General features: G+C 59.3%; 17 protein-coding genes, 1 tRNA gene and 1 other RNA gene. 12 read left to right on the top strand and 7 right to left on the bottom strand.

Annotation, left to right across the window (positions count from 1 at the left end):
• The 3 genes from lpxD to ssrA all read right to left on the bottom strand — a co-directional run.
• Positions 1-815: UDP-3-O-(3-hydroxymyristoyl)glucosamine N-acyltransferase (gene lpxD / locus NW804_RS01355; protein ID WP_414422677.1), on the bottom strand; the 815-nt coding region annotated here is incomplete at its 3' end.
• Between the two features lie 15 nt (positions 816-830).
• The gene (locus NW804_RS01360) at positions 831-1,349 is read right to left on the bottom strand and encodes a DUF4330 domain-containing protein (protein WP_414422744.1); all 519 of its coding nucleotides are present in this window, start codon (positions 1,347-1,349) and stop codon (positions 831-833) included.
• A 126-nt stretch (positions 1,350-1,475) separates the two neighbouring features.
• Positions 1,476-1,871, bottom strand: a transfer-messenger RNA (tmRNA) gene (gene ssrA, locus NW804_RS01365).
• Positions 1,872-1,971: 100 nt separating this feature from the next.
• On the opposite strand from ssrA, the gene NW804_RS01370 reads away from it, so the two are divergent.
• The 8 genes from NW804_RS01370 to NW804_RS01405 all read left to right on the top strand — a co-directional run bounded on the left by NW804_RS01370 (position 1,972) and on the right by NW804_RS01405 (position 9,679).
• Positions 1,972-2,043 (top strand) — tRNA-Lys (locus NW804_RS01370).
• Between the two features lie 69 nt (positions 2,044-2,112).
• Positions 2,113-3,132: an endonuclease domain-containing protein gene (locus tag NW804_RS01375; RefSeq protein ID WP_414420207.1), complete on the top strand. Its 1,020-nt coding sequence runs from the start codon at positions 2,113-2,115 to the stop codon at positions 3,130-3,132.
• A gap of 202 nt (positions 3,133-3,334) precedes the next feature.
• On the top strand, positions 3,335-3,874 hold the full coding sequence (locus NW804_RS01380; protein ID WP_414422678.1) for a hypothetical protein: 540 nt from the start codon (positions 3,335-3,337) through the stop codon (positions 3,872-3,874).
• Positions 3,875-3,876: 2 nt separating this feature from the next.
• Positions 3,877-7,119: a helicase HerA domain-containing protein gene (locus NW804_RS01385; RefSeq protein ID WP_414422679.1), complete on the top strand. Its 3,243-nt coding sequence runs from the start codon at positions 3,877-3,879 to the stop codon at positions 7,117-7,119.
• Positions 7,120-7,325: 206 nt separating this feature from the next.
• Entirely contained in the window at positions 7,326-8,216 is an 891-nt protein-coding gene (locus tag NW804_RS01390; protein ID WP_414422680.1) for a hypothetical protein, read from the top strand.
• Between the two features lie 78 nt (positions 8,217-8,294).
• Positions 8,295-8,561 carry a hypothetical protein gene (locus NW804_RS01395; RefSeq protein ID WP_414420211.1) on the top strand — a complete coding sequence of 89 codons (267 nt, stop codon included), beginning with the start codon at positions 8,295-8,297 and terminating at the stop codon, positions 8,559-8,561.
• A 20-nt stretch (positions 8,562-8,581) separates the two neighbouring features.
• The gene (locus NW804_RS01400) at positions 8,582-9,289 is read left to right on the top strand and encodes an energy-coupling factor ABC transporter ATP-binding protein (protein ID WP_414420212.1); all 708 of its coding nucleotides are present in this window, start codon (positions 8,582-8,584) and stop codon (positions 9,287-9,289) included.
• 177 nt (positions 9,290-9,466) lie between these two features.
• A complete protein-coding gene (locus tag NW804_RS01405; protein ID WP_011429904.1) occupies positions 9,467-9,679 on the top strand; it encodes a CP12 domain-containing protein in 213 nt (70 codons plus the stop codon).
• A gap of 58 nt (positions 9,680-9,737) precedes the next feature.
• Here NW804_RS01405 and NW804_RS01410 read toward each other — a convergent pair whose 3' ends face one another.
• Together NW804_RS01410 and msrB are read right to left on the bottom strand one after the other, a co-directional pair.
• Positions 9,738-10,541, bottom strand: coding sequence for an FTR1 family protein (locus tag NW804_RS01410; RefSeq protein WP_414422681.1), 804 nt, complete (start codon positions 10,539-10,541; stop codon positions 9,738-9,740).
• Positions 10,542-10,567: 26 nt separating this feature from the next.
• Entirely contained in the window at positions 10,568-10,978 is a 411-nt protein-coding gene (msrB, locus tag NW804_RS01415) for a peptide-methionine (R)-S-oxide reductase MsrB (RefSeq protein WP_414410563.1), read from the bottom strand.
• Positions 10,979-11,149: 171 nt separating this feature from the next.
• Here msrB and ndhN point away from each other — a divergent pair, with 171 nt between their 5' ends.
• From ndhN to NW804_RS01430, 3 genes are all read left to right on the top strand, one after another.
• Positions 11,150-11,605 (top strand): NAD(P)H-quinone oxidoreductase subunit N, encoded by a 456-nt coding sequence (gene ndhN, locus NW804_RS01420; RefSeq protein WP_414393074.1) that lies wholly within the window; start codon positions 11,150-11,152, stop codon positions 11,603-11,605.
• Positions 11,606-11,669: 64 nt separating this feature from the next.
• Positions 11,670-12,674, top strand: a complete 1,005-nt coding sequence (locus NW804_RS01425) for an LdpA C-terminal domain-containing domain (protein ID WP_414393076.1) — start codon at positions 11,670-11,672, stop codon at positions 12,672-12,674.
• Between the two features lie 15 nt (positions 12,675-12,689).
• Positions 12,690-14,492 carry a R3H domain-containing nucleic acid-binding protein gene (locus tag NW804_RS01430; RefSeq protein WP_414420214.1) on the top strand — a complete coding sequence of 601 codons (1,803 nt, stop codon included), beginning with the start codon at positions 12,690-12,692 and terminating at the stop codon, positions 14,490-14,492.
• Here the strand turns inward: NW804_RS01430 and NW804_RS01435 are convergent.
• Entirely contained in the window at positions 14,489-15,391 is a 903-nt protein-coding gene (locus tag NW804_RS01435) for a 4-hydroxybenzoate solanesyltransferase (RefSeq protein WP_414420215.1), read from the bottom strand. The genes NW804_RS01430 and NW804_RS01435 overlap by 4 nt on opposite strands.
• 209 nt (positions 15,392-15,600) lie before the next feature.
• Between NW804_RS01435 and NW804_RS01440 the strand changes: the two genes are divergently transcribed.
• Positions 15,601-16,326 carry a response regulator gene (locus NW804_RS01440; RefSeq protein WP_414410566.1) on the top strand — a complete coding sequence of 242 codons (726 nt, stop codon included), beginning with the start codon at positions 15,601-15,603 and terminating at the stop codon, positions 16,324-16,326.
• On the opposite strand, the gene NW804_RS01445 is transcribed toward NW804_RS01440, so the two are convergent.
• Positions 16,323-17,660, bottom strand: coding sequence for a CCA tRNA nucleotidyltransferase (locus NW804_RS01445; RefSeq protein WP_414422682.1), 1,338 nt, complete (start codon positions 17,658-17,660; stop codon positions 16,323-16,325). The two genes, NW804_RS01440 and NW804_RS01445, sit on opposite strands and share 4 nt — an antisense overlap.
• Positions 17,661-17,755 lie beyond the last annotated feature (95 nt).

Genomic DNA, 17,755 nt, shown 5'->3' on the forward strand with positions numbered 1-17,755 from the left:
GCCAGGCCGCATTGCCCAGCCAAGATGACGCGGTGGCCCAATTGGGTGCTGCCGGCAATGCCCACCTGAGCCACGATCAAGCAGTGGGATCCCGTCTTCACGCCGTGGCCAATCTGCACTAGGTTGTCAATCTTGGTGCCCCGGCCAATGCGGGTCTCGCCAACAGCGGCCCGGTCGATAGTGGTGTTGCTGCCCACCTCTACGCCGTCTTCCAGCACCACCCGGCCTGCCTGCAGCATGCGCCGCCAGGAGCCGTCGGGAAGAGGAATGTGGCCAAAGCCGTCGTCGCCGATGACAGCACCGCTGTGGATTAGGCAATCATCCCCAATCTCCGTGCGCTCGTGAATGACGCAGTTGGCGAAAAGCTGACAGCGGGATCCAATCCGCACGTGGGGGTAGATGGTTACGTTGGGGTGGATTTGGGTGTAGTCGCCAATTTTCACCCCTTCCATCACCACTACATGCGGCCCAATGGCCACACCTTCTCCCAACTCAACGCTGGGATCAATCACCGCGCTGGGATGGATCCCAACAGGCAAGCGATAGGGCTGGTAAAACAGCTCGATGGCCTGGGCAAAGAGCAGACGGGGATCCTTCCCTCGCAGGCAAGCAATGGGGCGGGGCAGAACCAGCGATTCCTCCACAATGACGGCGCTGGCTTGGGTCTGCTCCAGCAAGGGTAGGTAGCGGGCTTCACTGAGAAAACTCAGCTCTCCTGGGCGCGCCTCTGCTAGGCTAGCCACGCCGTGAATTTCTAGGGTGGGATCTCCCTCGTAGGGGCATCCCAATTTTTGGGCGATCTCCTGTAGCTGCATTGGGCTTGAGATCCTCTACGATTGCAGCAGCCGCACATCCATCACGGTTCCACGCAAGTTGTAGCTAAAGGTCTCGAGCTCCAGGGGAACGCCGACTTTGACGCGGTTGTTGCCTAGGACAATGCCATTTTCTGTCTGCTGGCCCCGTCCCCGCAAGGTAAACACCAGATCAAAGCGGTAGGGCTCTGGGTCAGGCAAGTTCTCAACCCGTCCATCGGGAAAAACCACCGGCACAGTGCGGCTGACGTTTTCCACCCGCACCACCTCCACCTGGCCGTAGGGTTGGTTGCGGATAATCAAGTCAGCCTTCTGACCTGCTTGAAAAGGTTCCAGGGATCGGCTGCTGACTCCCCGCACAATCATATCCACTTCCACGGGCAGCGTGGGGCCACCCCCCACCTGGACGACGCTGCCCACCTGCCGCCCGGGGAAAAACAGGACAGCCACAATCGCCGCTACTACAATGGCCAGCGCCCCCAGATCCAGAAGGCTGACCTTCCCCAGCAGACGCCCCCGTTCATCGACGAGCCGCATCGCCACCTCTTTTCCAACACCCTGCTTTATTGTAGGGTGCCCTACTACTAGGAAACACAGTCGTCGGCCAAGTGCAGCCACCCGCGCGCTCACCGCTAGGTAACCAGTGGCAGCCAACTGGCAAAGGAGTGGAGCTGACGGGAGTCGAACCCGTGTCCGAGATGGGTACTGGGGGCTCACTCCTTCACAGGCTTAGCCTTTCTGACCCTCAAGGCGGGGATCGCCGTTTAGATCCCGGCGATGGGAGATCTCCGCCTAAGCTTAGGCTCTCCCTCGACGGAGCCGGAGAAGAGAGCTGCACCCGTTGGGGTTGTGACCCGCCCACTTAACGGGGTCGTGGGAGGATCCTCGAGCTCAGACTTCTCTTACTGAGCCTTAGGCAGCCAGAGCAGCTGCTTTACGAGCAAAAGGTACGACGTTGTTCGCACCTACTTTGTTGAGCCTAGTGGTAACGGGATAAGCTCAAGCCCGACCTGCATCATGAACCCTTGTTCGCCACCCCGTCGAAACCGTTACAGCCCCGGGGTTAGCTTACACCTAGACTAGCAAAACTCTCGGGGATCCGGCTAGAGTCTTTGCGAATGTGACAAAAGTCCTGCTATCATAACGAAAGTGTAAACTCGGGTCGGTAGCTCAGCGGTAGAGCACTCGGCTTTTAACCGATTGGCCCAGGGTTCGAATCCCTGCCGACCCAGCTTTCAATGCCCTCTCTCCCCTGCCCCAGCCTAAGCTAGGATTCCAGTAGGCAGGTGGGAGAGGCGGGGTGGCCGTTCTTTCGTGGCAAGACCTAGGCAAAGAGGGGGAGGTCAAGCTGTTGCTGGCGCCGTGCGTGGAGGAAGCGCTAGCGAGCCTGGCGGAGGAGGCTGAAACTCGAGAGACGGTCTTTGTCTCCAAGCTTTGGCACCGAATTCCTGCCCAGGATGCCATCCTCGATGAGTGTCTGCAGGTGCTGGCGAGGGTAGCTCTATCCCTCTGGCCTTATTGGTATGGGGAAAAGTTTGAGCCGGGCACAACGGCAGAGGTTCAAGCTCACAATCGTCTCCGCGCCCAAGAGCTACCAGCAAAACAGGATCCCACCATTGCCAACGCCTGGCTCAAGGCGGCCATGCACTTGTGCCAACAGCAACGCCTGCCTCTGCTGCCAGGGATCCAGCGGGCGATCCAGGTGCAGCAACTGGCCAAGGCCATTGCCCCTCGCGAGCTGACCTTGGCTTTGGCAACCGACGAGACGGAGCCGGCGCCCAGCTACTTACTCGGCTTGGCCAAGGCAGCTATCTGGTTGGCTGACCACAGTCAGGCACGGCTGGTGCTGGTGGTGCCGAGCGCTTTGACTGATCACCCCGAATTGGCCTCCGTGAGCTACGGTGCCATTCGACTGCCGCTTCCTGAGAGGCTAAAGGAGTTCGACAGCTCGGTACAGGTGGTGGTGGGTTACAAGGGATCCCCTCACCCCTTCAGTCCCGCCGAGAGAAAGCTGGCCGACCGGGTGGCAGCAGATGCGCAGTTAAAGAATTTGCTGGAATTCAACCAAACTGTACAGAGTGTTAACGGACGCACTTTCCGAGCGGATCTGCTTTGGCGGGAGGGTAAGGTGGTGGTGGAAGTGGATGGGCCAGAGCACCGCGAGCCAAACCACTACTACCAGGATCGCCTGCGGGACTACGAGTTGCTCATCTCCGGCTACTTGGTGTTGCGGATTCCCAATGAGCTGGTGATGTCCGACTGCGAGCGGGCGGTGGAGATGATCCGCAAGGTGGTTCAATTGCAACAGAGCCGGCTTTGAGGCAGGGCTGGAGGTTGAGGAAATGACCGCTTTGTTGCCCAAAAGCGAAATCTTGCTCTGGAAGCTCCTGCTAACAGGGGAAGAACCGACCAAGTCGCAAGTGAAGCCAAAGCATAGGGCCAAAGAGCTCAAGCTGTTGGAGGAAAAGGGCCTCATTGAATGCAAGACTGTAGTCGAAAAGGGAAGGAGGATAACCCGGCTTGTGCTGACTGACAAGGCCTGGGACTGGGCTTCTACCACACCTCCAACAGCCATCGCCCGCTCCAAGTCGCCAGAGGCAGCAGTTGTTTTGCAAAAGGCGTTGGCAACCCTAGTGGATTACGCACAGCGGGAGAACGTTCCCTTGGCGCGGATTCTAGGCCTACGACCGAGTGGCGCGTTCGCGATAGCGGCGCGGAGCGCAAACAGACCCTCTCTCGGTGGAGCAGCCCCTGTTCCTACTGGGCAAACGCAGCCCTGGGAAGTTAGCGAAGGGGAGGTTGATCCTGACTTCCTCGAGAAGGTCTTTCGCACCTGCGAGGAGATGGGAGGGCGCTACTACCTAGTCTACTTATCCGACTTGCGCAAAAGATTTCCCGATGTTCCCTCCTGGCTATTGGATCAGGCGCTCCTGACTTTGCACCGCCAAGCCAAGATAGTGCTGATGAACCTGGACGATCCTCTGTCCATTACTCCTGAAATCAAAGCCGCCGCTATTAACCTGTACGGCTACGACAAGCACGTTCTTCGTGTTAGGAACTAGCCATGACTTCCAAGGAAAGTACCTCTTTCTCAATCAACCAACAAAAAGCTCTAGAAGCCCTCAAGGAGGTTGATTTTGATTGGACAGTTCATCTTAGAAAAATCTGGCAACCTCCGGATTTTGACGTTCCTGAGCTTAACCGGGATGTCAGGGAGAAGCTATTCAGCCGGCTGGAGAAGTTAATCCAATCTCCCCAGATGGAGACACCCTTTGGAATCCCTGTGCTTGGCAATGGTGGCTCTGGCAAAACCCACCTTCTCAGGGTCTTAAGACAGCACTGCTTTGAAAAAGGGGTGGGATTTGTCCTAGTGGACATGACCGATGTGAAAGACTTTTGGGAAACCGTAATCCAGGGCTACCTCACCTCTCTGCTTCAGGAAGAGCCTGATGGCACTAGCCAGCTCCAAAAAATTCTCGATCTGGTCTTTCTGAGAGCTCTCTCTACTCCCAAGCAGGCGAAGGAGATCGCCAGTTTTTCCCACGAATCTTTGCTCGACGTCATTAGACAAACTCTGCAATGGCTATTCACTCAAGATCGCAAGCACACCATCAAGTACCAAGATTGTGTACGAGCTGCCATTCTAGCTAATTCGAATGATTTTTCACTGGCGTCAATAGGTACTAGCTGGATACAGGGCCTAGGTGTGGAATCAGAGGTTGCCCGACAATTCGGTTTTACCAACGCCAGCTTAAATCCTAGTCAAGTTGTTGCAGGGCTTTCTTGGCTGATGAGCCTAAGGGGACCCACTGTAGTTGCTTTGGATCAGTTGGATCCCATTGTTGTGCAATCTCAAACAAGTCCTAGTCCTTCGTCATCCTTGCAGGAGCTCTCGCCAGAGACAGAAAGAGAAGCTTCCCAAAACATCATTCATAACATCGCAGGTGGCCTCATTGGGCTACGGGACTGCCTCTCCCGATCCCTTGTCATCATCTCGTGCCTAAACCAGTCTTGGGAAATTCTAACGAAAACAGCTGTTAAAACCTTTACAGGACGCTTTGAGCCGCCTTTAGCTTTGACGCCTCTTCTTTCGGCCAGTGTCGCTGAGGCAGTTGTTGTTCCTCGCCTGCAGGCTGCCTACCACAAGGTGGGCTTTATCCCTCCCTATCCTTCCTACCCGTTTAAGCCGGAGTTCTTCCAGCAGGATATCTATCCTCGGCAGCTCCTCCAGAAATGTCATGAGCACAGGGAGCAATGCCTACGGGAAGGGAGAGTTACCGAGTTAGGTGTCCCAAGTTCTGCTCCTATCACTCCAAGTCCCCCTCCACTGAAGGAACTAGATCGAATCTTTGAGGAGGCCAAGCAAAAGGTTGATATTTCCCCGTATTTACAGGAAAACGAGAGCGAGATATGGAAAGAGCCCCTAGCTTCTCTGTGCAACTTTCTCGTCTGGCAGGAAAAGTTGCCGGCTAGTATTGGCAGCCAAGTGGAAACTGACTTCCCTGGATCCAGAAGTTTCTCGCCTCTGCATTCTCGCTTGCGGCTAATCTTCTACGAGGCAAACGAGCGGGAAAGGCACCTTTGTTTTACAGCTATTCAATCAACTAATCCTAGATCTTTCCAAACTCGCTTAGTAGCTGCTAGGACGGCAGCCGGGATCGACGCGGCCCTGCGATTTCGCAAGTTGGTAGTGGTGCGCACTACCTCCCTACCAGGAGGCGAACGTACTCAGAAACTGTGGCAAAAGTTCCTTGAGGAGGGTGGGATCCACTGGCGGCCCAGTGAAAGGGAAATCAGGGTTCTGCTGGCCCTAGAGCAGCTCAAATCCAGACACGATTTTAGAGATTGGCTGGCGGAACGGCAACCTCTTACCCACCTGGCAAATGCTGAGTTGGATTCGGGGCTGGCCAAAATCCTTGCCTGGCTGAGGGAAGGGATCCCGGCTGACTGGGCTACGAGAGCTGAGCCTGAGGAAAAGGGAGTTTCCTCCCCTCCTAGGGCAGGCAACGGCAAAGCTCCTGAAGCCAAGCAAGACTTGCAGCCGCCGAGACCTTCGCCAGGTTTGTTTGTCGGACGACGCTGGATAGCCAACCGGGAGGGTGAGCCAGTTTTTCTGCCCATCGAGGAGCTGGTGCGGCACACTGTGATTTTGGCTGGCAGCGGCTCGGGGAAAACGGTGCTCTTGAGGCGAATGGTGGAAGAGGCAGCCTTGCAAGGGATCCCTTCCATCGTCATCGATGCAGCCAACGACTTGGCCCGGCTGGGGGATCCCTGGCCTGCCGCTCCCGAAGGCTGGACAGAGGAGGATCAAGCCAAGGCAGAGCGCTACTTTGCCCAAACCGAGGTGGTGGTTTGGACCCCTGGGCTGGCGGCGGGCAACCCCCTCACCCTTGCCCCCCTGCCGGACTTTGCTGCGCTGGCCGGTGATCCCGAAGAGCTGGATCAGGCCGTCGACATGGCCTGGGGCGCCCTCCAGGAGATCGTGGCCCCCGGCAAGACCGTCGGCGACGAGCTGAAGCGGGGGGTTCTTAAGGCAGCTTTGAAATACTTTGCCACCCACCAGCCGGGATCTCTAGCTGACTTTGCCGAGTTCCTTGCGGACCTGCCTCCGGAAGCAGGAGCCGGTATCAGCAAGGCGCCGCAACTGGCGCTGCAGATGGCTAATCTCCTCAAGGCTGCCATGGTTAACAACAAGTTGCTCCATCAACAGGGGATGGCGTTGGATCCGGCCATCTTGTTGGGGCTGGGCTCAGACTACGGCAAAACCCGGGTGTCGGTTGTCAACTTGGTGGGCCTTCCCACCCTGGGGGAACAGCAGCAATTTCTCAATCAACTGGCCATGGCGCTGTTTACCTGGATCAAGAAAAACCCCGCCCCGCCGGAAGCGCCAGTGCGCGGGCTGCTGGTCATCGACGAGGCCAAAGACTTTGTGCCCTCCCAGGGGACTACCCCCTGCAAGCAGAGCCTGCTGCGCCTGGCCGCCCAAGCGCGCAAATACGGCTTGGGTCTCATTTTTGCTACCCAAGCACCCAAGAGCATCGACCACAACGTCATCGCCAACTGCTCCACCCAGTTTTTTGGCCGAGTCACGTCTCCGGCAGCCATTGAGGTAGTGCGCGAGCAAATTGCCCAGCGGGGAGGAAGCGGAGAAGATGTGGCTGTCTTAAAGGTGGGACAGTTTTATCTCTCCTCGCAGCAGCTTCACCCGCCCTGCAAAATCCAAACTCCCTGGTGCCTGTCTTTTCACGCCCCCACCCCTCTAAGCGAAGCTGAGGTGATCCAGCGCTCCCAGGCAGTTAAGCTCTAGGCCCTCATCTTAGCAGTTTTGCCGCTGTTGGCTGTCGCGGCAATCTTCTCATTGCTCTTCTATTCCCTGGCAACTTGCTGCTGCCAATTCCTGAGGCTGCCTGGCAGTTGGGAGGCCTCTGGAGCTATGCTCCCTTAAGGCAACGTCGGGCAAGCTCGAGGCTGGCACGGCCACTTTGGGGAACAGGGATCCTCGGGAGCAGGGCAATGGGGCAGGGGCTAGGAAAAGCTCAGCAGCGGTGGTGGGTGTTGGGTCTAGTGGTGATTTGGGCTTGGCTGAGCTGGGGGAGGATGGCCTGGCCTGCTGCCTCCTGCCAGGATCCTCTCTTCCTCCGGCAAATCTTGGCCGCAATGGGCCGGCCTGAGGTGGTGGTGGAGGAAGTAGCTCTGTTTGATAGAGATCAGTGCCTTGTCCAGTTGGTGTTGGATCGCCGCGGGCTAAGGGGATCCCTGCCACCGGAGATCGGCCAGTTTCGCCGGCTGCGGGCTCTGTCCCTAAGCTACAACCAACTTTCCGGCCCTATCCCCGCCGAGCTGGGGCAGTTGAGGGAGTTGGAACAGCTTTTTCTCGACTACAACCAGTTCTCTGGCCCCATTCCGCCGGAGCTAGGACAACTGGGCAAGCTGCGGGGACTGTTTTTGGATCACAACCAGCTCTCTGGATCCATTCCTCCAGAGCTAGGTCGGCTCAGCCGCCTAGAAAACCTCTGCTTGCAAGATAACCAGCTCAGTGGCAGCATTCCTAGCCAACTCGGCCAGCTCAGCTCTCTTAAGGGGCTGTTTTTGGATCGCAACCAGCTTTCTGGGCCCATTCCGCCCCAACTGGGGCAACTGCGCAACCTGGAAAATCTGTACCTGTCGGACAATCGCCTCAGCGGACCCATACCCCCCGAGCTAGCCCAGCTTAAGCAATTGCGGGATCTACGCCTGGCCCGTAACCAGCTCACAGGCAAGCTGCCCAGCTTCTTGGCAGAACTGCCGCGGCTAGAACGGCTCCACATTGGGGGCAACCCCGGCCTGTGCCTGCCAGCTGTCCTTTCTAGTTGGTTTGCCGGCCTCAATGAAGGGGATCCCGCTCCCACCTTCCCCTGTCCCTAGGGCAGGGATCTCCAGCTCTCGCCCTAACCTGCGATACTGGGATCAGGTGTCCACAGCCCACTACGCAAACGGTCAGCCATGTATACTCTGGAACTGCTCCTGAAAGGGAATCCTACCCCGATCGTCATCCACCAAAAAGAGGAGGAAGCGGCCAACCGCGCCTATCAAAGTGTGGTTGAGGCTCTTCGCAACGGATCCCCTCAGAGCCTAGAGCTGACCTGCGACCGCACGGGCAAGAAGGTGTTCTTGCTAACTGGCGAGCTCTGTGGTGTGCAAATAACCTCCAAGTCCGGCACCGCGCCCATGGGAGTCCGCCCTGGCTTCTTGGCCCAGTTGCAGGGCTAAGGCCAGCTTCTTAGGGGTCTATGAGTTCCCTCACTGGGAGAGAATCCCCGCTGGCTATCCGGGTAGAGGGCTTGACCTTTGCCTGGCCAGGAAGTCCGCCGGTCCTGCAGGAGTGCAGCTTTGCTGTTCCCAAGGGCCAGCTCTGGATGCTGCTGGGGCCCAATGGCAGCGGCAAATCGACCTTGCTGCAGCTCCTGTCGGGAGTGCTCACCCATCCCCAGCCCCTGGCGGGGTTCTGGGAGGTGCGGGGGCGGCTAGGCTACGTGTTTCAGAACCCGGATCAGCAACTGTTTATGCCAACGGTGGGGGCCGATGTAGCTTTTGGTTTGGGGGCAGAGCCCCTCACCTTGGAAGAAATCCAGGAGCGGGTGGAGAGAGCCCTGGAGCAGGTAGGCTTGCGCCACTTGATCCGCCGGCCTATCCACGGCCTCAGCGGTGGGCAGAAGCAACGGGTAGCAGTTGCCGGGGCGTTGGCCCAGCGCTGTGAAGTACTGCTGTTGGACGAGCCGACGGCCCTCTTGGATCCCGATAGCCAGAGGGATCTGCTGCGCTGCGTCCGCCAGCTGGTGGATCAAGAGGGGATCACTGCTCTTTGGGTCACCCATCGGCTGGCAGAGCTGGAATGGGCAGACGGGGCGATCTTTCTGGCGCAAGGACAGGTACGCCAACAGGGATCCCCGGAACAGGTGCGGCAGCAGATTAGCCAACTGTTTGGCGGCTTGAGGTGATCCCAAAGAGATCGCAAAAGGATGGCAACACCCTCCGGCGGGGGCTACATAGAATAGTAGGTAGTAGATTCACTGCGATTGGTTGGCCAACGGTATCATCTTCAACCTATCCGTGGACAATCTGCGTCAACCAACCCAGGGGTGAAGAGCCCTGCCGGTCGAAAGGAGCTTGAGAATATGGGACTGTCTGAAGTCATTGCCAAAGAGCTGGAGAACGCGCGCAAAGTCTGCTCTGAGTACGGCGAAGGGGATCCCCACTGCCGTGCAGCCTGGGATGCGGTAGAGGAGGTGCTGGCAGCCCGCAGCCACCAGCCAAAGGCCCCCAGCAGCCTCGAGCAGCACTGTGCTGAAAACCCCGACGCCGTCGAGTGCCGCGTTTACGACACCTGATTTCTGGGTTAAAACGCAGCAGCCTGCCAGCTCTCTAGGGGCGGGCTCTGTTTTTCTCTCACGGAGAGAGCTTTTGAGCAGAATCAGCCCGCAGCCATAGCCTCATCCAAAAGACAAAGGCTATTCCCAGCAGCACCGTTTGCGGGATCAGCGTCTGCCAAGTGGGATAGATCCCCAACCAGCGCAGCTTCGGGATCCCGGATAAGGGGGTCGTCGGAAGCCAGCCTGCAACTTGCAAAGCGTGGAGGCTGCTGCCCAGGAACTTAAAGCCCAAGTAAAAGATCAGCAGGCTTAAACCCCGGAAAAAAGCCCCCAAGGGCAGTTTTAGACCCAAGGGCAAAAGCAAAACTGCCACTCCTGCAAGCAGAAGAGCTCCCAAGCCAATTCCAAGCCAGAGATCCCGAGCCGGCAGGGAAGGCGCCAATCCCACGTAGAACACCACCGTTTCCGCCCCTTCGCGAAACACGGCTGTAAAGGCCAGAAAAGCTAGGGAAAAAACCTGACCGCTGGCAAGGGCTACTTGAGCTTGTTCGTGGACGAAAGTTTGCCAGGCAGCGGTGGCCGACCGCCGGTGCAGCCAGAGGCTGATCGAAAACAGTAGACCTGCTGCCACCAGCCCCGTGATCCCCTCCAGCACCTCCTGGCGGCTATGGGTAAGTAGCTGCTGGAAAAACAGCTTGACCAAGAGACCAAGCAGCACCGCTGCCAATAGACCCGCCGCTCCTCCTAGCCACACCCAGCGCTGCTGGGCCGACTGCCCGCTCTTCCCAAGAAGCGCCACCAGAGCTAACAGCACCAGAAGGGCTTCCAGACCCTCCCGCAGCAGGATCGAGGTAGCATCCAGGAAAGTGTAGTCCGACATGCTCAGCCGGCAGGCGGCTTAAAGGCCTAGGCGTTGGCTGGAATAAACTTCAAAGCTGCCGAGTTGATGCAGTAGCGCAAGCCTGTTGGCGGGGGGCCATCCGGAAACACATGCCCCAGGTGACCGCCACAGTTGGAGCAGTGCACCTCGGTGCGGGGCACAAGCAGCTTCCAGTCGGTCTTGGTGCCAATCACCCCTGGAGCAATTGGCTGCCAAAAGCTGGGCCAGCCGGTGCCGCTGTCGTATTTGGCTTCTGAAGAGAACAGCGCCTGCCCACAGCCCGCGCAGACATAGATCCCTGGGGCCTTGTTGTTGTAGTAGGCATTGCGGAAGGGGGGTTCAGTCCCTTCTTGACGCAGCACGTAGTACTGTTCTTCAGTAAGCAGCTGCCGCCACTCGGCGTCGCTTTTGGTTACGGGGTAGCTTGGTTGAGCCATTGGTGGTTGCTCTCCTGTCGTCCTCAATTCTAACGCTTCTTCCTGCTCTGCCTCCGCTCTTCGGCACGTCGGGGAGAACCGGGGAGTTTCTAGGAGTTCTATCGGAAACTTCTATCCTCGGCTAGGGGCATACTCCCGCTACAATGGGCGCAGGCAAAGACGGAGCTTCTTATGTTGCTAGTCGGCTCAGGTGCCAAGTTTGTGCAACAGCTCGAGCAGGCTGGGGCTTTGGCCATGTTTGTCACGCCGGAAGGGGGATCCGAAGGACACTACCTGCGGCGGCTGCGCGGGGCCGGCTATGAGGTGGTTACCCTCTCTAGCAAGGGAATTGGGGATCTGGCCAGCTATCTGACGCGCAGCCATGGGGTGCGGCCTGCCACCCTAGGCAAGTCGCAGCGGCGCACCTACTTCTACCCTTCGCTAATTGAGCAGTACCGGGCCACTTTGCCCCCCAAGGCCAAGGGATTGGTCTTTTGGTTTTACGAAGGGCATGTCCTCAGCCGGCAAGAACTCTCCTACTTGGTGAAGTTAAGCCAAGAAGACAAGGGCGTGAAATTTGTGGTGGAGCTGGCTCGAGAGCGGTCAATTCGCTGGCAACCTTTAGAGAGCGCCCTGCAGAGCGCCTGAGGATTGGCTTAGATTCTTTGCTACCATCTCAAGTAGGCGGCCTTGCTGGTGGCTAGTTGTACCTGTGACCTTGCCGAAAGCCTCGCTGCACCAGGGCACTTGGTTCAAGCTCATCTGTGGCGCAAGTTTCCACCACTTGCCCTCAATTCGGGAGTTAGCCTTTCTCTACACCCTAGCTGGGGCCGATTGCATCGACGTTGCCGCTGAGCCGGCTATTGTCCGAGCTGCCCAACAAGGGATCCAGCGAGCCCAAGCAGAAGACCCGCAAGCGGGATCCCCTTGGCTGATGGTTAGCCTTAACGACGGCGAGGATGTCCATTTCCGCAAGGCAGCCCTGACAGAGCCCACCTGCCCTGCCGAGTGTCCACAGCCTTGTGTGGCGGTCTGTCCGCCCCATGCCTTGGTGCCTCTAGGCCCCTCTGCCCGGGTTTACATCCAGGCGGAGCTGTGCTACGGCTGTGGCCGCTGCGAGCCCGTCTGTCCCTACCGGCGCATTGTTACCTCTGGCTATCAGGTGGCAGTAGCGGAGGTCTTGCCGTCTCTAGTGGAGCTGGGCGTTCAGGCAGTAGAAATCCACACCTGTATCGGCCGGCAGAAGCAGTTTGAGCAAGTGTGGAGAGCCCTGAAGCCATGGCTGGGACGGCTGCAGGCCGTCTCGATTAGCTTTAACGATGGTCCGGGCCTTGAGGCCTATTTGCGGGATTTGCTAACCCTGATGGATCCTGTGCCGGAGGTGTTGATCTGGCAGGTGGACGGCCGGCCCATGAGCGGAGATATTGGGGCTGGCACCAGCAAGGCCACCCTAAAGCTGGCCCGCAAGGTGCTGGACATGGGCCTACCTGGCTATGTGCAATTGGCAGGTGGAACCAATGCGCAAACAGTGTCGCTGTTGGATCCCTGCTGGCCAGTGGCGGGGATCGCCTTTGGCAGTTATGCCCGCCAGTTGGTGGCTGCCCATCTAGAGGAAGGATCTGGCCTGACCACAGCGATCCTGTTAGCCAAGCAGTTGGTGCAGCAGGTAAAGCAGCGGCCAGTTGCCCTCCGACCGAGCTGTTTTTCCAGTGCTTGACAGCGTCGCTTGACCATGAGTTTCCCAGCCCAGCCCTTGAACAGGGAACCCACCTCCTTTCCCGGACAAGTCCTCTACAACGACGACTTAAACAAGCTCCTGGACGTTCTGCCCGCAGCCATCCGGGAGCGGCTGCAGCAGCATCCTCACTTAAATCAGCTGGTGGAGGTGGTGCTGGATCTGGGCCGCCGCCCGGAAGCCCGTTTCCCCGGCTTTGCGGAGTACCTCTCCGAGGAAGTAGTTAGCCGCGCCGACCTGGATTTGGTCATCAGCCAAGTGGGGGAGTTTAGCAGCGACAACCGGGCTGGCATTGCCTCAACACTGCACCGGATTAGCGCCATCCGCAACCGCCAGGGCACGATCATTGGCCTTACCTGTCGGGTGGGCCGTTGCGTGGTCGGTGTCATCAACATGATCCGGGATCTGGTGGAGCAGGGCCGCTCAATGCTGTTGCTAGGCCGGCCAGGAGTAGGCAAAACCACTGCCCTGCGGGAAATTGCCCGCGTTTTGGCAGACGAGCTGCACAAGCGGGTCATCATCATCGACACCTCTAACGAGATTGCCGGGGATGGCGACGTGCCCCACCCAGGGATCGGTCGGGCTAGACGCATGCAGGTGGCCAGCCCAGAGTTGCAGCACAAGGTGATGATCGAGGCGGTGGAAAACCACATGCCGGAAGTGGTGATCATCGACGAGATTGGCACAGAGTTGGAAGCTTTAGCCTCCCGCACCATTGCCGAGCGAGGGGTGCAACTGGTGGCCACTGCCCATGGCAACCGCATCGAAAACCTGATTAAAAACCCCACCCTCTCGGATCTAATAGGCGGGATCCAATCCGTCACGCTGGGGGACGAGGAGGCACGGCGGCGGGGCTGTCAGAAGAGTGTCCTGGAGCGCAAGGCTCCCCCGACTTTTGAGATTGCGGTGGAGATGCTAGAGCGGCATCGCTGGGTCATCCACGAAGATGTGGCAGCCACAGTGGATTGCCTCCTACGTAACCGCGAGGCGTCAATCCAAATACGCAGCCTGGACGAACGCGGCCAAGTGGTGATTGTGCGCAGTACCACTGGCATGAACGGACGCTCAAGCCTCTTGCGACCCCAGTGGCCCCCTGCCGACACTGCCCTGTTTGCTGGGGGGGGCACTTGGGGATCCTCCGGCCGCCTGGAGCCTTTACCTTTGGAACCGGTTGCAACCCGTCTGCAGCAGCCTAGCTCGCCCTTAGCGAAGGAGGAAGACTCCTCGGCGGAGCCGCTAGCTAACTCCCAGTCAGAGTCCAAATCTGAGGAGGAAGCGGAGCTCCCGCAAGACCCAGAGGGGCCCTTGAGGATCTACCCCTATGGGGTTAGCCGTTTCCACCTAGAGCAGGTCATCCGGACCCTGCAGCTGCCGGCGCAGGTTACCAAAGACCTGGATGAGGCCGATATTGTCTTGGCTTTGCGATCCCAGGTGCGCAGCCGCTCCAAGATTCAGCAACTGGCCCACTCCCGCCAGATCCCCATTCATACCGTCAAGGCCAATACCCTGATTGCTCTGGCCGGCGCCCTGCGCCGCATCCTCAACATTGAAAGTGAGGAGGGGGCCCAGTCAGACCTGGAGCTGTTTATTCAGGCTAGCACAGCAGAAGAAGCAGAAGCTCTGGAAGAAGCTCGCCTGGCGGTGGAGCAAATCGTCATCCCCAAGTCGCAGCCGGTGGAGCTCCTACCCCGCTCTGCCCACATCCGCAAGCTGCAGCATCAGCTGGTTGAGTCCTATCACTTGCGCGCTCAGAGCTTTGGCGAAGAGCCCAACCGCCGCCTGCGCATCTATCCCAACTAGGCTAGCCGGCAGCCGGCAATCATCCCCGCCAGCAGGATAAAGCCTTGCACCACGTTCTCGCCAAAGATAGCTGGGTAGAGGCCGGGGGAGGAATGGACCCGGTGAAGCTGCCAGGTTTGCCGAGCCCAGAGGCCGGCGGCAACTGCCAGGCTGAGGAAATAGATCGCGTGCAACTGCAGGCTAAGCCCCACCCCCAAGAGGGCAATGGTGGTGCCTAGGAAAAAGAGCCCCACCGCCCTTGGGGTTTGCCGGCCAAAGAAACGGGCGCTGGAGTGGATCCCAGCTCGCTCGTCGTCCTCGCGATCCGAGAGAGCATAAACCGTATCAAACCCTAGAGTCCAGAGTACCGTGGCCAGCCACAGCCAGCCCAGCCCCTCCTCCCACAGGGGTAGTTGGGGATCCTGACCTCTCACCGCTGTCCAACTGATGAGCACGGCAAATCCCCAGGCCAACGCCAGGATCAGTTGGGGCACTGGAAAAACCCGCTTGGCCCCTGGGTAGAGCAAAATCACCGGCACCGCTGCCACACAGAGGGCAAAGCTAACGGGGTTGAGCAACAGCGCCAGCCCTCCCGCACAGGCCAAGCAGAGCAACGCCATTGCGATGCCGACGCCAACACTCAATTCGCGGCTGGCTAGGGGGCGGGTGCGGGTGCGCTCCACCAACGGATCCAAGTCCCGATCCCAGAGGTCGTTGATTACACAGCCTGCCCCGCTAGCGGCCAAACTGCCTAGAACGAGAATCCCGACCAATGGCCAAGGCGGCGCTCCGCGTCCGGCTAGGAAAGCTCCCCACAGAGCAGGGATCATCAAAATCAAGCGTCCTGCCGGCTTGTGCCAGCGCAGCAACCGTAAAATTGCTCCGCCAGTAGTCCAGAGTGCAGAAAGAGAAGCAAGCATGCCCGGCCGCGCCAGTGGCTTCGGCTCCACCCCAATCTTAAATCATCCTGAACCAACCGATGTTGGAACCTTCGGGGTTCAACCTGACGTCTTGGAACCTCGAATCGCGATTTGACACCTTTTCTCCTCTCTGTTGGCCAACCCTGAAGTTTGATATCCTAGCGGGCGGCTGCTTTTTCCCTGGGAGCGCAAGGCGGAGTTTGCTTTCCATGACCAGTCAACTTCCCCAAGCTAAGGAAGCTTCCCCCCTTCAGGAGACTCTGCTGGTGGTGGAGGATGAGGATGCGATCCGGGAAACCGTTGCCCTTGCTCTGGAAGAACAGGGGTACAGAGTCTTGCAAGCTGCCGACGGCCGGGAGGCACTAGAGCTGGTGCATACAGCCGAGCGGCTGGACTTGATGATCCTCGATCTGATGCTGCCCAGTTTGAATGGCTTGGATCTGTGCCGGCTGTTGCGTAGGGAGGGTAACACCCTTCCTATTTTGATGCTGACGGCCAAAAGCAGCGAGACTGACCGGGTGGTGGGCCTGGAGCTGGGGGCCGACGACTACCTAACTAAACCCTTTGGCATGCGGGAGCTGATTGCCCGCTGTCGCTCTGTGTTGCGCCGTCGGCAGCAGGCTTACACCAGCGAGGCCACAGTGCTCCGCTACGGGGATATTTGCCTGTTTACCCAGGAGTGCCGCGTGTTGGTGCGGGGGGTGGAGGTCAGTTTCTCGCCTAAAGAGTTCCGCCTGTTGGAGCTGTTCATGTCCCATCCCCGCCGCGTCTGGACGCGGGAACAGCTTCTGGAGCGGGTCTGGGGATCCGACTACATGGGCGACAGCAAAACCGTGGATGTCCACATCCGCTGGCTGCGAGAAAAGCTGGAGGTGGATCCCAGTAACCCCGAGTATTTGGTAACGGTGCGCGGCTTTGGCTATCGCTTTGGCTAGGTTTGGGAGCTTCTCTCGCGCCAGCGGCGGGCAAAGGAAAGGGCCTCGGCGCGGGTTTGGATCTGGCCCCAAGCTTGGGCCTCCTGGAGCTCTTGCAACAGCCGGCCTACCCAGGGGCCAGGTTGGCCACCTAAGGTGTGCAGTAGGTCGCGGCCATCCAGCAGGGGCACCAGATGGGCCAGGGGATCCTGGGGATCTTCGTAGCGGCTAAGCCAAAGCTGGATCGTCTCTGCCGAGCTGCCGGTGGCTGCAGCCAGCAGGGCTAGGCCGCCAAAGAGGGATCCCGCCTGCTGGTAGAGCCGCCACTGCTGGGGAGGGGTGGGAGAGCTGGCCAAAAGCCTCTGGAAGTGGGGCAGAAGCTGGTGCAGCCTTTGGACGGCCCGCATCTCGGCCCGGCTAAAGCGCAGCCGTTCCAGTTCGGTTTCCACCGTCTCGGCAGGGGTGCCTGCCGGATCCCAGAGCAGGGCTGCCAACACCGTCGCCAACAGGCTGCTGCGCCGATCCGCCAAAGGCTGAGCCAGCTCCGCCAGAGTGCGGGGGTACTGGGGTTGCCAGATCTCGGCCCATTGCCAGACGGCTTGGGCCTGGGCAAAGCCAGGGCTCTGGGGGGCTAGGCGGGGCAGCCAAGCCGCCAGCAGACCTGCCGCCACGGCTGCCTGCAGGTGGGCCAGGCCCGGGATCCCCGTCTCCAACAGGGTCACCACCTCGGCCCGCACCCGTTCTGCTGCCACATTGGCCAAGAGGGGAGCCCGCTGGCGAATCGCCTCTGCCGTGGCCGGATCCAGCGCAAACCCCAGTTGGGCTGCTTGGCGATAGGCCCGCAACAGCCGCACCGGATCGGCGCTGAGGTTGTCGGGGTGAACCATGCGCAGACACCCCTGCTGAATGTCCGCCCGCCCCCCTGTGGGATCCAACAGTTGCCCCTCCCGCAGCTCCAGGGCCAGGGCATTGCAGGTGAAGTCCCGTTGCCACAGATCCGCCGCCGGGGTGGGGCCCGCCTGCAGGGCTACGTCCACCGTCGCCGCTGTGGGAGGGGAAGCCCCTCCTTGGCCCAGCACGATACGGGCAATCTGTCGCTCCGCATCTAGCACCACAAAGCCGGCTTTCAGCCGCCGCGCCACCCCTGCTGCCCACCCCACCGGATCCGCCGGACACATTAAATCCAAATCCACTGGCCCCTGGGAGTCTCCAGACTGGCCTCGCAGCCAAGCCAGGTAGGCATCCCGCAGGGATCCCCCCACCCAGTAGCTCCCCTGGGGCAGCCACTCTTTGGGAAAGGGCAGCCGTTGGTGGAAATAGGCCAGCAGCCACTCGGTCAGCAGGGCTTCGCTCATCGATTTTGCACAGGGGGAAACTTTGATTTAAAGGCTAGGATCCCCAGAGCACAAGTACTTGGCCAGGCCGTGCCTGCACCTAACCGCTGGGCAAA

It is taken from the genome of Synechococcus sp. WC10meta, from assembly GCF_047461475.1.

Bases quoted from the DNA above. Each gene is read 5' to 3' on its own strand.
- msrB (WP_414410563.1), bottom strand. From the start codon at position 10,978: ATGGCTCAACCAAGCTACCCCGTAACCAAAAGCGACGCCGAGTGGCGG.
- NW804_RS01440 (WP_414410566.1), top strand. From the start codon at position 15,601: ATGACCAGTCAACTTCCCCAAGCTAAGGAAGCTTCCCCCCTTCAGGAG.
- NW804_RS01395 (WP_414420211.1), top strand. From the start codon at position 8,295: ATGTATACTCTGGAACTGCTCCTGAAAGGGAATCCTACCCCGATCGTC.
- NW804_RS01400 (WP_414420212.1), top strand. From the start codon at position 8,582: ATGAGTTCCCTCACTGGGAGAGAATCCCCGCTGGCTATCCGGGTAGAG.
- ndhN (WP_414393074.1), top strand. From the start codon at position 11,150: ATGTTGCTAGTCGGCTCAGGTGCCAAGTTTGTGCAACAGCTCGAGCAG.
- NW804_RS01385 (WP_414422679.1), top strand. From the start codon at position 3,877: ATGACTTCCAAGGAAAGTACCTCTTTCTCAATCAACCAACAAAAAGCT.
- NW804_RS01390 (WP_414422680.1), top strand. From the start codon at position 7,326: ATGGGGCAGGGGCTAGGAAAAGCTCAGCAGCGGTGGTGGGTGTTGGGT.
- NW804_RS01405 (WP_011429904.1), top strand. From the start codon at position 9,467: ATGGGACTGTCTGAAGTCATTGCCAAAGAGCTGGAGAACGCGCGCAAA.
- NW804_RS01410 (WP_414422681.1), bottom strand. From the start codon at position 10,541: ATGTCGGACTACACTTTCCTGGATGCTACCTCGATCCTGCTGCGGGAG.
- NW804_RS01430 (WP_414420214.1), top strand. From the start codon at position 12,690: ATGAGTTTCCCAGCCCAGCCCTTGAACAGGGAACCCACCTCCTTTCCC.
- NW804_RS01435 (WP_414420215.1), bottom strand. From the start codon at position 15,391: ATGCTTGCTTCTCTTTCTGCACTCTGGACTACTGGCGGAGCAATTTTA.
- NW804_RS01360 (WP_414422744.1), bottom strand. From the start codon at position 1,349: ATGCGGCTCGTCGATGAACGGGGGCGTCTGCTGGGGAAGGTCAGCCTT.
- NW804_RS01445 (WP_414422682.1), bottom strand. From the start codon at position 17,660: ATGAGCGAAGCCCTGCTGACCGAGTGGCTGCTGGCCTATTTCCACCAA.